We start from the raw sequence: 13509 nt of genomic DNA, 5'->3' as shown, positions 1-13509 counted from the left end.
TTGACTCCTTTTTAAAATAGGAGCTTTCTTATTTCTTTTTTAACTCAAATAAATCTGTTCTTCTATCGCGAAGATTACGTACTGCACCAAACTGATTTAGTTCACGTAATAAACTAATATCAACATCGGCAATTAAGATCATTTCTGTATTCGGTGTTGCTTCTGCCTTAATTCCGTTTGTTGGAAAAGAGAAATCGCACGGTGTAAAAACCATAGACTGGGCAAACTGAATATCCATATTCTGAACATTTGGCAAGTTACCTACACTACCTGCAATAGCAACATAACATTCATTTTCAATTGCTCTAGCCTGCGCACAATTACGCACTCTAGAATAACCATTTTGGGTATCTGTCAAGAAAGGAACGAATAAAATATCCATACCTTCATCGGCAAGCAGTCTACTAAGTTCAGGAAACTCAGAATCATAGCACACCAACACCCCAATTTTACCACAATCAGTATCAAAAGCCTTTAATTGATTACCGCCTTGCATTCCCCAAACCTTGGCTTCATCTGGTGTTACGTGAAGTTTTTCATAACGCTCCATACTACCATCCCTTCTACATAAATACCCCACATTGTATAGGCGACCATCGATCATTTCCGGCATACTACCTGTAATGATATTAATGTTGTACGATATGGAAAACTCAGAGAATTTTTGGGCAATTGCCTGTGTATGCTTTGCCAATTCACGAATAGCATCTGGCGTAGACATATGATTGTTAACCGCCATTAAGGGTGCATTAAAGAACTCTGGAAACAATGCAAAATCTGAACGATAACCAGAAACCGCATCAATAAAATATTCCGCTTGCTCCAAAAGCTCATCCAAATCTTTATAAGGTCTCATTTGCCATTGAATCAACCCTAATCTAATTACGGTTTTTTTAGTAGCAGCTTTTTTAGACGGTTTTTGGTAATAGATATTATCCCACTCCATCAAAATTGCAAAATCTTGTGAAGCCTTATCGCCATCTAAATACCCTTTCATTACCTTGGCAGGATGAAAATCATTACTGATCTGAAAATTTAGTACAGGATCTTGAATCTCTTTTCTACGGACCTTATCAATGTATTCTTTTGGTGATAGTTTTGATGCATAGGCATGGTAATTTGGCATTCTACCACCAAAAACGATACTTTTTAAGTTTAACTTTTCACAAAGCTCTTTTCTATAATCATATAAACGACGCCCCAAACGAAGACCCCTAAAGCTTGGCTTTATAAACACCTCTATACCATAAAGCACATCACCCTCATTATCATGGGTGTCAAAAGAGTATTTGCCCGTAATCTGCTCATATGTATGGTTGTCATCAAAAGCATCATAATCTACGACAATAGAAAGGGCTACCCCTGCAAGTTGACCATTGATCTTAATAACGACCTGACCCTCAGGAAATTTTTCGATCAACGATTTTATATGTTTCTCTTTCCAATATGAACCCGGCATATTGGTGTAGGCAGAAATCATAGCAGTTTTAAGTTCTTGATAATCATCAAGGTCCAAAAACTTTAATTCAATATTTTCAATTTCATCAATTTTCATATACCTGTTGAAAGCACAACGATAATTAGTTTTATAGTTTTATTGGTAATCCATTTTGGGACAGTCCCAAAGGGCAATCGGAAATTGTAATCGTAACATCTCGCTTTGCGAGAAGAACTTGGTTTTACGGTCTACAGAAAATAGACCGGATGTATTATTCTATAAAGTGCAGGAGCAACTTGGGCGATAGAAAAACTAGTCTTCATCATCACCATCAACCATATCCTCAGGATTTGGTTCTACAACTGCAGTTGGATCATCATCATCAAAATCTTCATAATCATCCTCGTCATAATTTTCCATTGTATACTCAAGCTTAGCACTGATTTTTACTAAATACTTAGTGTCTTCGGTCAATACCTCAACAGCTTCTATACGTTCTCCTTGAGCATTTCTAAAGGAGATAATATTACGGTCATCATACCCATCTGGGTATCTTTCTACCAACAGTTTCAACACTTCTGGTGTCAATTTTTTAAAGTCGACTATGACTCTTTTTAAATGTGCGTTCTTGTCCATAATTACATGTCTAATAGGTAAGCAAAAATTAAGGGCGCAACAATTGTCGCATCACTTTCAATTATATATTTGGGTGTATTGATATCCAATTTTCCCCAGGTAATTTTTTCATTTGGTACAGCACCCGAGTAGGAACCATAACTTGTGGTACTGTCGCTAATTTGGCAGAAATAGCTCCAGAACGGAGTATCTGTACGTTCCATATCTTGATACAGCATTGGCACAACACAAATAGGAAAATCTCCGGCGATACCTCCACCAATTTGGAAGAACCCAATTCCGTTTTCAGAATTTGCCGTATACCAGTCTGCCAAAAAGGTCATGTATTCAATACCAGATTTCATGGTACTAGCCTTTAGTTCACCTTTCATTACATATGATGCAAAAATGTTACCCATAGTACTATCTTCCCAACCTGGGCAAATAATAGGCAGGTTCTTTTCTGCTGCAGCGTACATCCAAGAATCTTTAAGGTCTATTTCATAATATTCCTCTAACACTCCGGAAAGTAACATTTTATACATGAATTCATGTGGCAAATAACGTTCGCCCTTATCATCTGCATCTTTCCAAATTTTAAAAATATGCTCTTGCAATCTTCTAAAAGCTTCCTCTTCTGGAATACAGGTATCGGTAACCCTATTCAAGCCTTTTTCCAACAGGTCCCACTCGTCTTGCGGAGTCAAATCTCTATAATTAGGTACACGCTTGTAATGAGAATGCGCCACCAAATTCATAATATCCTCTTCTAAATTGGCACCGGTACAGGAAATGATCTGTACCTTATCTTGGCGTATAACCTCTGCAAAGATCTTACCTAATTCAGCAGTAGACATAGCGCCAGCCAAAGAAACCAACATTTTGGCACCGTTGTCCAGCTGTTCTTCATACCCTTTGGCAGCATCTACCAAAGCAGCCGCATTAAAGTGTAAATAATATTTTTCTATGAAATTGGTGATTGCACCTTTAGTCTTCGTCATCTTCGAATCTTGAATTTGTATTTGCTTTATAATCAATATCAAAAGTATTGTCATACTCTTGATCTATGTCTTGCCCTGCAAATTTATAGCTGAGCATTTTGTAATATAATTTAGCCGCCAAAAAGTCTGACGATTTATCATTTTTGTTAGGGCAAAGTTCAACAATGTCAAAACCTACCACGTTCTTATCTTCAAAAACCTGCTTTAAAAACTCCAAGGTCTCATACCAAAGTAACCCTCCTGGCTCTGGTGTACCGGTAGAAGGCATAATGGACGGATCAAAAGCATCAAGGTCCAATGTTATAAAGACATTTTCGGTCATTGCTTCTATTACCTTATCTGACCAATATTCATCAGCAACCATATCATGGGCAAAAAAAGTTTTTTCCTCATCCATTACGGTCTTTTCAATCACATCCATAGAACGAATACCTACCTGAACCAAATTGGTAGTCTGGCTAGCTTCGTATACGGCACAGGCATGGTTATACTTTGTACCTTCATAAGATTCCCTAAGATCCGCATGAGCATCTATCTGCAATACCGTTAAATTATCAAAACACTCGTTAAAGGCTCTAATAGAACCAATAGATATTGAATGTTCACCGCCAAAAAGGGTTACAAACTTGTTACGTTTAATAAAATCTTTGGTAATGTTATGTACCTCATTTACCATTGCCTCTGGAGAACTATTCTCTGTAATTGGCTCGGTTAAATGAATACCCTGCTTGTAAACTTCAGAATCGGTTTCAATATCATACAATTCCATGTTTTCCGAAGCTTCCAAAAAAGCTTCAGGACCTTTGTCCGCTCCTTTACCCCAAGTACTTGTTCCGTCATAAGGAACAGGTATCAAGATAATTTTGGATTTTTCTAGTTGTGCGAATTCATCGGAAATACCGGCATAATTCTTAGATGTACTCATGATATATTAGCTATTGTTAAGTGGTTTTTTAGTAATATTTTCAATTTTATATACGTATTTCTATTTCTATCGGTCTTTATTACCGGATTATTTTTATTCATTTTCTGGCTCAACCTCATAACCCAGAATATTAAGTAGGTCTTCTGCTTTTTGCTGGGACCTAAAGAGTTTATAAGTGAAGTTACCGTTTTCATCCTTATCAATCAATATATGCTTTGGCTGTGGAATTAAACAGTGCTGTAAACCACCATAACCGCCAATGGTCTCTTGATAGGCTCCAGTATTGAAAAAACCTATATACAACGGCTTTTCCCTTTTATACTTAGGCAAATAAATAGCGTTCATATTCTGCTCACTATTATAATAATCATCGCTATCACATGTTAGTCCGCCCAACAATACACGCTCATACTCATCATTCCACCTATTGATCGGTAACATGATAAATCTTTTATTGATAGCCCAAGTATCTGGCAACGTGGTTATAAAAGAAGAATCTATCATATTCCACTTTTCGCGATCATTTTGTTGTTTTTGATATAAGATCTCATAAATGGCACCACCACTTTCACCCACAGTAAAGCTACCGAATTCGGTAAAAATATGAGGAACGGGCACATCTGCCTCTGAGCAAGTGATATTAATCTGATTTAAAATTTCATTGATCATGTATTGGTAATCGTACTCAAAAGCCAAGGTGTTCTTTATAGGGAAACCGCCACCAATATTTAAACTGTCCAATGATGGGCAAATTTTCTTTAGACGAACATAAACCTTAAGACATTTTACAAGCTCGTTCCAGTAATAAGCATTGTCACGAATACCGGTATTAATGAAGAAGTGAAGCATTTTAAGCTCTACCTTATCATTATCCTTGATCTGGTTCTCATAGAAAGGAACAATATTCTTATAGCCAATACCCAAACGAGAAGTATAAAATTCGAATTTAGGCTCTTCTTCAGATGCTATACGAATACCTACTTTAAAGGTGTCATTGATAGCATCTGAAAGTAAATCTATTTCTTCATAATTGTCTATAATGGGAATACAGTTCTGGTGTCCATTATTTATTAAGCGAGCAATATTATCAATGTATTTTTCACGCTTAAATCCGTTACAGATAACAAAAGTGTCATTGCTTAATTTACCATCTGCTTTAAGTTTTTCAATGATATTGATATCAAAGGCAGAAGAGGTTTCCATATGAATATTGTTCTTTAAAGCTTCATGCATTATATGCTGAAAATGCGAGCTTTTAGTACAGTAACAATAGTGATATTTACCCTTGTAATTATTTTTTTCTATAGCATTAGCAAACCAGTTTTTTGCCCTAAGAATATTCTCTGAAATTTTAGGCAAGTAAGTAAATTTCAACGGGCTGCCATATTGCTTTACCAGTTCATTTAGAGGTATGCCGTGAAATTGTAGATGTTCACCATCTAGATTGAACTCTTCTTGGGGGAAATAGTAAGTTTGATCAATTAGATCAATGTATTTGGTATTCATGAAATTGAATTATAATGAAATTTGATATTTGTTAAATATAGTAACTAGCCCAAAGACTTAAAGTTAAGAAAACGTAACCATGTTGAATAGTGTATCACACCAAAATTTGCCTCTGCGTAGTAGGAATAAAGAAGTAATCATGCTGACTTTGCATGATAGTAGAAAATGAATTGGAAGTTTGCTTTACTAATCGGCAACCTATCTTATAAGCCATTTGTGGGAAATACTTCCAATTTCCCTCAAACCCGAACATAGAATAACGATACATAATGTTCAGCTAAAAGCTTGAAATCTCCAACACACAAAGTTGTATATTAGGACATGACAAATGAAATCAAAAAAAATGAAAAAACAAGCGTTTTCATTTTTTTTACGACAATTAACATTTTTTTCAATTTTCATACTAAAAATAATTGCCAACTTTACGATAACTACTTAATTTTCAAATTTTTACAAACACACAACACCAATGGAAAAAATTAATTTAAAACTGATTTCTGCAAGTATTTTACTGCTTTTGACTTCAAGTTTGGTTGTAAACGGTCAAATTCCGACCGGAATTTACACTGACACCGTACAAAACAACGGATCAAAAACAGTGCATCAAGTAAAAATAAACGGTGACTATTTCATCTATAACGAGTATGAAGTTGACCCTGCAAAATTCATTAAGACTGTAGGAGGATTTTTTAAAATAGAGAACAACTCATCTCAAAATACCTTAGTAGTCCAATTGGAGTTTAACTCCGATTACGAAGAAGACGCCTTGAAACAACTTACCATACCTTTTAAAATGGATGGTGAAAATCTGCAACTGCATTGGAACCAAAAGTTAGCATTAGAGCCCACTACCCCAGCTGCCCAAGATTTAGATGGCGCTTGGCTCTTTGCCACTAGAGGACCAGATAATGGTCAAGAAAGACGTGGCGAAGAAAATTCTAGAAAAACATTGAAGTTATTAATGGACAATACATTTCAATGGGTAGCGTATGACACTGAATCTTTTAGGTTTTCTGGTACAGGTAGTGGTAGCTACACATCATTAGATGGTATATACACAGAACATATTGAATTCTTCTCAAAAGATGATACCAGAGTTGGGGCACAATTGAATTTTAATTATAACATAAAAGGAAAAGATTGGCACCACAAAGGTAAAAACAGTAAAGGTGAACCTATGTATGAAATATGGAGCAAAAGATAACCAACCAGGATTTTACCCTAACATAGCACATTAATTTATTGATAATTAGTACGTTCAGTACTTAAAACTTAAAAAAAACACTACCGTTTATCGAAAATAACATTAGATGACCATTACCCTTTCTTAGTTTTTATAGTTTAGCAGAAAATTCCTACTCATGTCTAACTACATTAACCTTTTCGGATTTTTTGCTATTTGTTTGGTAATTGCCTTTTTATGGGTATTCTTTTTTACCGAAAACAAAAATTGAATCCGAAAGGTTTAATGGTTATGACCAATATTTATGGCATAAAAAAGCCGATTTCAACAATCGGCTTTTTCAAACTAACTCAAACTAAGAACGTATCCCTTTATTAGGGCGCTGCAAAATTAGGGATCATTGTTTTCTACAAGGTCATTTGTACGTAAACATACTGTTATGAAATTGATACAACAATCAAAAAAGCCTTACATTTAATTTTCACGTTTAATATTTCTTATATCTTTTTGTGTCCAAAAAAATATATTCTAATATTTTGATTATTAATTTAATATAAATATTAATAAGATGAGGAAACTATTAACGATACTACTATTTTTCGTCCTCCAGGTTTCCCTTGCGCAGAATTCCGTGAACACTAAAAATTATCATCAAAGCTTTAAGGAGTTAATTTTTAAGAATCCGGATTCAGCTTTGTATTACATTAAAAAATTAAAGCTTGAAAAAGATGTAACAAATTCATTCTTTTCATCTTATTATTATCATCAGAATCTAGGTCAATATTACTTCTTCACAGCTAAATTAGATTCATCTGAATGGCATTATAAGAAAGCTTATGATATCAGTATACTGAAAGGAATCGACTCTTTAATTATTGACAGTAATATTTGGTTAGCAAACCATGAATACTTTAAAGGTGAATCAAAAAATTCTATTTTGAGATATGAGAACATACTTGAACATTCAAAAAAAGCCAATTATTTAGAAGGCATAGCCTCCGCCTACTCTAGGTTCGCAGGTGTTGAACCTGACTTGAGCAAAAAAATGAATCTTTATTTAAAAATAGATTCTCTTTACACAAATAACAACACCCAGTCATCTTTGTTAGCTCGTGTTAAAGGATATATTGCAGAAATTTATTTAGACGCAAAAGGAAACAATGATTTAGCCAAGAACTATATAGAACAATGTATTACCATATCAAAAGAAGTTGATTATCCACCAGGTGAGTATGAAGCCAATAGACTTTTAATAAAACTTGCCGTACAAGAAAATAATTTTAATGAAGCCATTCAATTATATAAACACCTATTAAATCAGAGTAACAAAATTGGAGACCCCACGGCAATTTCTGTTTCTACAATAGGTCTTGCCAAAATGTATTTCAAAAAAAAGGAGTTTGACAAAACAGAAAAATACCTTACCAACGTAGGATATTTAATAGAGAAACCAGAAGCTTCCACTTTTGCAGGAATAGTTCACTTGCATTGGGTAGAACTTTTTATTGCACTCAATGAACCTAAGAAAGCTTTGTTCCATTTAGAAAAAGCCCGAATGTATCCCGATGTTACTGATCTTTTAGGTTTTAAAACGGAACTAAATAGGGTAGAAATTAATTATTATGATTTAGTGAGTGATTATGCTAACGCATACCAGACTAAACTAGCTTACGACGAACAAGTCAAGTATCTCAATCAGCAAGAAAACGCCAACGGTTTTATATTAAATCAACAATTACGCTTTAAGGAGCAACAACTACAAGAAGTAGCCCTTTTAAAAGCACAGTACGAACTGACCGATACGTTACAAAAAGCACAGCGTAATTTTCTATTCGGAATCATAGCCTTTACTTCTTTAATTGCCCTGTTAATATTTATTCTATATCGTAACAGAATAAAAGTGAATCACAAATTAAAAGAAGTTGACGCCTTAAAAACCGAATTCTTTACGAATATATCTCATGAATTTAGAACTCCTTTAACTTTAATCTCGGCACCAATTCAAGAAGCACTGACCAATGCAAAACTCAGCAATGATCAAAGAAAGCATTTAGAGATTGCTCAAAAAAGTACAGTAAGACTATCTTCTTTAGTAGATCAACTACTAGAATTATCTAAAATTGATAGCGGCAATAGAAAATTACGTGTACAACAAGGGTATGCCACCCAACTGATTGCAGCTTGGAGCGAGTCTTTTTCATTTCTTGCCTTGCAGAAGAATATAGATTTTAATCTTCAAATTTCAGATACCGATAAACTCTGTTGGTTTGATCAAAATGCTGTAGAGAACATCGTCATAAATTTATTGGGTAATGCCATAAAATATACGCCTGAACAAGGTAGCATTCTTCTTAGTTCGAAAATCGTTCAAAATAACTTGAAGATAACAATAAAGAACACCGGTAATGGCATTTCTACTATACAGATGAAAACCATTTTCAATAGGTTTTATCAGACAAGTGATCATAACGAAGGTGTAGGTATTGGTTTATCACTAGTAAAAGAACTTACTGAACTACATGGTGGTAAAATAAACGTGAGCAGCGACAAACTAAACTATACGCTTTTCGATGTATCTCTATGTATAGACAAGAAAAAGCTTAAAAATATAGAGGTCATTAAAAGTATTGAGCCTAGACATTCAAAAATTACCACGACTACTGCATCTACAACTAGTCAAGAAGAAATTTCACCTAAGAACGATTTACCCATTTTACTTATAGTGGAGGACAATAAAGATGTAAGAACTTTGCTTCAGAACACCTTTAAAAACATGTACTCTATAATACAGGCATCTGATGGTGAAGAAGGTATTCAAATAGCACTTAATAAAATACCCGATATCATTATTTCAGACTTGATGATGCCTAAAAAAGATGGTCTAGAGCTTACAAAAACCTTAAAGAATGATGAACGTACCAGTCATATTCCCATCATACTTTTAACGGCAAAAGCTGGTGACGATCATGAATTAACGGGTATAGAATTTGGTTCGGATGATTATATTACAAAACCATTTAATCAAAAAATACTAGAGCGTAAAACCGCTTCTTTGGTAGCGCTTAGAAAAAAATTACAATCAAGGTACAGTCAAGAAATAATTCTTAGACCAAAAGAAATTGCGATATCGTCTGTAGATGAAAAATTCTTGAACAAACTTCAAAAAATTCTTGATAACAACCTCATAGACCCCGCCTTTAACGCAGCTGATTTTAGTACTGCTATTCACATGAGCAGAATGCAACTCCACAGAAAATTAAAAGCACTTACAGGTCTCGCCACTACAGAATTTATACGTTCTCAACGTTTAAAACTAGCTACACAAATGCTAAAAAAACCTGGTATAAATGTATCAGAAGTCGGTTATAGCGTTGGTTTTAATAATCACGCATATTTCAGCAAATGCTTTAAAGAAGTATATCATTGCACTCCCTCAGAATATATTTCTTCACACAACACCAAAATACAATAACATACTACACACCAATTGGTTACATATTAAATAGTAATTGTTACATACAATGTAGCACCATTAAAACACCTGCATTAATTTCATATTCAATAAAACTCGTGTATTTCAAAATGCAAAGTCAAACTGACTATGAAGAAAGACGATAATAGTCTTAGATGCTCAATTTACAGTTTACCTGAAAAGCAGATTTACTTGAATATTAACCATTTAAAAGAAGGGTTTTACGTATTAAAGATTATTCATAACAATAAGATGATCAAAAAAATATCGTTCCAAAAAAAAGATTGATGTTAACCTTTTTTAAATCGTGTCATTAAAAGACAAACGACAAAAAAAGAACATCATGAGAACATGTAAACTAATAGCGATTTTGTTTGTATTCAGCATAACTACCAATGCTAACGCACAATTTTTTAAAAAACTTAAAGAACGCGCACAGGAAGCTGCAGCACAAACTATAGAGAGAAAAGTAGCTGAAAAAACAGAGCGTGAAACAGAAAAATCTTTCGACACCGTTTTTAATAATAAAGGTAGAATATTTAAAAGTAAAAAAACTGAAAAACTTGAGATTTATACATTTAGTCACGAGTATGTAATGGAAATTGAGAGTGATGGAAGCACGACCGACATCACCTACTATTTAACCAATGAAGATGAATATATAGGCAGCTCTTTTAATATGAAAGATGCTTCTGAATTCGTAACCGTAATGGATTTACCCAATGAGGCTATACACACTTTCATGAATATGGGCGGACAGCGAACAACAAATTCCGTGAAAATAGATCTAGAAGATGCGCCAGAACTGAATATGGACAGTAATGATTATTCGGTATCTAACACAGGCCAAACCAAAGATATTTTAGGATATGAGTGTGATGAATATCAAGTTACCGGTCCACAAATATCTGGTACTGTTTGGATAACACAAGATGCAGATATTTCATTTCATACCGCATACTCAAGTTTACGAACAAAGAAATTTAAAAACATAAAAAAAGGAATTGACCCATCATGGTTAAGTATAATAGACGGTTTGGTACTTGAAATGGATATGATCGATTATTCGCAGAAAAATGCGAAGCCAGTTCATATGATCTGCACACAACTTATAGAGAAAGACTTTAGCATTAACACTTTAGATTATGAAAAACCATTTTAAAACATTCAGCATGAGACACACATTAGCTCTTTTTTTTATTACACTTTTAATTGCCTGTAATGACACCCCTAAAAAACAAGATACAAGCGAACCAAATACCAAACAGGTTTTATCGGAAAAAGAAGAAAGTAGTTCAAATACCTCAGGCGATTACAGTTCTCTATATAATAATGACAATTGTGATATGAGTATCGCTGAATTGGCAGAAGTGCTCAAAGTACCGGAATCAAACCTTAATATACTGGACAAAATCGGTGAAAACAAGTGTTCTTTTGATTTGAAAGGGTTTGGCACAAATACTTTAGATGGTGACTCAAGAATAACATGGAGGTCTACACCTAGTTCAAAAAAACAGAACAAAAAAGAAATTGCCAGTTATTTGGAACGTAAAGAAGCTGGGTTAAAGATTATGGGAATGGATATAGAGATGGCAGAAACGGGCGATTCTTATATAGCACAACAACCCGCTCATGGAAGAATAATCATTTACAATGAAAATTATGATCAGGCATTATTAATGCACTATGGAATTAAAAGTGCAAATACAGACCGCACCAAAGAGCAACATGAAGAGCTACGCCTTAAAATGACCGATTTGGCGAACTATTTATTGCAAAAACATAGAAAATAATACAGTTATGAGAACTATACTAATTTTAATTCTACTTGCATTTAGTAACTTAAGTAATGCCCAATTAACAGACTTCTTCGGCAAAACTATTGTACATGAAATAAAACTTAACAAGTTAGATGACGGTACTTACGCTGGTGCCATGGAATGGACTACAGGTGGTGCAGATTCTTTACAAAGATTTATCATTAACGGTTTAGATGTTAAAACACCTGTTATGGTAAGGATAATCTCAAAAGCTCCAGACCATAATATTGACTTAAGTTTTCATAAAGAGAGTTGGGAAAAAGTTGAATCGAAAGTTTCTACCAATGGGGAGAAATTTGTCGATAAAGTTTTTAGAACTATGAACACTGCTGGTATTGGAGTAAGTTCTGAGGTTGCAGAAATACCATATTTAATTACTGTAAAGACTGGCTTACAATTTCCGTCAACACAATCCTTAATACGTTTTACCGATGATATTGAAGAGTACAATCAATATGTACAAACACTAGGGGTATCTGGTAACATAATTTCCCTTGAGTCTCAAAAAGATTCAGAAGCTCCCGAAATCTCATTAATAAACAAAGTAGATAAAGAAAACAATTTAATGTACATCAGTATTGGGCTTTTAATAGCTATTATCATTTTATTCGTTTTGTTCATTTTTAAAAAACAAAAAACAAAAAAACTGTCCATTATAACTATTGGCATATGCTCTTTTGCAAACACCTATGCTCAATCTAGTCAACCAAGACCAATTCCTATATCTGATAAAGAGCCAGCGGTATTTATAGAGTATAGGTCAGAGAATGTAAGCAATCAAGTGCCTATTAATTATACAAGTCCAAATCACCGTCCTGCAGAAGACCGCACAGTACATTTAGAAGGGGATGATGGAACAACTCACGTAGTTAGACTAGAACCTAATCAAGGTTCCTTAGAATTATCAGGTGACGCCGCTGCCGCTGTTGAAAGAAGAATAAGAGAGGCAGATGAGCAGTTTAACGAAGATTATGGCGCTAATTCGCCTGGTGAACCAACAGAAAGTGATGCTAGAATATTACCTGATGATTTAATTCACGAAGAATTGGCAAGACTAAGAAACCAAGTTCGAAGATTACAAGCACAGGTAGATCTATTATCACAACAAGATCAACATCAAGAAGATGAAGGTGAAGATGAGGAACCCCCGATACTTGTATACTGTGAGGTTAAACAAGATTGCAAGAATTGTGCAATGAAGCCATTTAATAGATTTAGAAAAAGACATACCTATTTTATGCAATTACAGCGTTTTTATTATAGAAAACGATCAGATCTTAATGCTGCAATTACTAGTGCTGATGCACTAGCCTCTGTTCCGGGCGCAGGCCTTGGATGGTCAAATATTAAATTATACCAAGTTCGACCAGCTATGGAAAAATTAAAATTAGAATACGACAAAAAATTTAATCAATACATAAGTGATATGACCCTAGATATTCATGCTATCGAAGGTTGCCTAGCAACACATTCGCAGACTACAAGTCTATTTAAAACTCAGGCTACACTTATGTTAGCCAATATGCGAACTTCAAGAATTACTTTTTAA

At 34.3% G+C, this 13509-nt stretch carries 10 protein-coding genes; 5 read left to right on the top strand and 5 right to left on the bottom strand.

Going from position 1 to position 13509, the window contains the following annotated elements; all coding sequences use genetic code 11:
* Nucleotides 1-28: 28 nt before the first annotated feature.
* The 5 genes from YQ22_RS09785 to YQ22_RS09765 form a co-directional block, all read right to left on the bottom strand.
* Complete coding sequence (locus YQ22_RS09785) at nucleotides 29-1555, bottom strand: bifunctional GNAT family N-acetyltransferase/carbon-nitrogen hydrolase family protein (protein WP_058104184.1); 1527 nt, start codon at nucleotides 1553-1555, stop codon at nucleotides 29-31.
* A gap of 195 nt (nucleotides 1556-1750) precedes the next feature.
* The gene (locus YQ22_RS09780) at nucleotides 1751-2074 is read right to left on the bottom strand and encodes a hypothetical protein (RefSeq protein ID WP_058104185.1); all 324 of its coding nucleotides are present in this window, start codon (nucleotides 2072-2074) and stop codon (nucleotides 1751-1753) included.
* Nucleotides 2075-2076: 2 nt separating this feature from the next.
* Complete coding sequence (locus YQ22_RS09775; protein ID WP_071342557.1) at nucleotides 2077-3054, bottom strand: deoxyhypusine synthase family protein; 978 nt, start codon at nucleotides 3052-3054, stop codon at nucleotides 2077-2079.
* Nucleotides 3041-3979, bottom strand: coding sequence for an agmatinase (gene speB, locus YQ22_RS09770; protein WP_058104186.1), 939 nt, complete (start codon nucleotides 3977-3979; stop codon nucleotides 3041-3043). Before speB ends, YQ22_RS09775 begins: the two co-directional genes overlap by 14 nt.
* 93 nt (nucleotides 3980-4072) lie before the next feature.
* Complete coding sequence (locus YQ22_RS09765; RefSeq protein ID WP_058104187.1) at nucleotides 4073-5485, bottom strand: arginine decarboxylase; 1413 nt, start codon at nucleotides 5483-5485, stop codon at nucleotides 4073-4075.
* 469 nt (nucleotides 5486-5954) lie between these two features.
* On the opposite strand from YQ22_RS09765, the gene YQ22_RS09760 reads away from it, so the two are divergent.
* The 5 genes from YQ22_RS09760 to YQ22_RS09740 all read left to right on the top strand — a co-directional run bounded on the left by YQ22_RS09760 (nucleotide 5955) and on the right by YQ22_RS09740 (nucleotide 13509).
* Nucleotides 5955-6689, top strand: a complete 735-nt coding sequence (locus tag YQ22_RS09760; RefSeq protein ID WP_071341048.1) for a hypothetical protein — start codon at nucleotides 5955-5957, stop codon at nucleotides 6687-6689.
* Between the two features lie 547 nt (nucleotides 6690-7236).
* The gene (locus YQ22_RS09755) at nucleotides 7237-10140 is read left to right on the top strand and encodes a response regulator (protein WP_083414226.1); all 2904 of its coding nucleotides are present in this window, start codon (nucleotides 7237-7239) and stop codon (nucleotides 10138-10140) included.
* Nucleotides 10141-10483: 343 nt separating this feature from the next.
* Nucleotides 10484-11302: a DUF4412 domain-containing protein gene (locus YQ22_RS09750; protein ID WP_071341046.1), complete on the top strand. Its 819-nt coding sequence runs from the start codon at nucleotides 10484-10486 to the stop codon at nucleotides 11300-11302.
* 10 nt (nucleotides 11303-11312) lie between these two features.
* Nucleotides 11313-11933, top strand: coding sequence for a hypothetical protein (locus tag YQ22_RS09745; RefSeq protein ID WP_156894555.1), 621 nt, complete (start codon nucleotides 11313-11315; stop codon nucleotides 11931-11933).
* Between the two features lie 7 nt (nucleotides 11934-11940).
* On the top strand, nucleotides 11941-13509 hold the full coding sequence (locus YQ22_RS09740; protein ID WP_071341044.1) for a hypothetical protein: 1569 nt from the start codon (nucleotides 11941-11943) through the stop codon (nucleotides 13507-13509).

Origin of the sequence: Maribacter sp. 1_2014MBL_MicDiv (genome assembly GCF_001865655.1) — a bacterium.
GTDB classification, from domain to species: Bacteria; Bacteroidota; Bacteroidia; order Flavobacteriales; family Flavobacteriaceae; genus Maribacter; species Maribacter dokdonensis.
The sequence above is the reverse complement of the archived record's forward strand: the minus strand, read 5'-3'. Positions and strand labels throughout refer to the sequence as shown.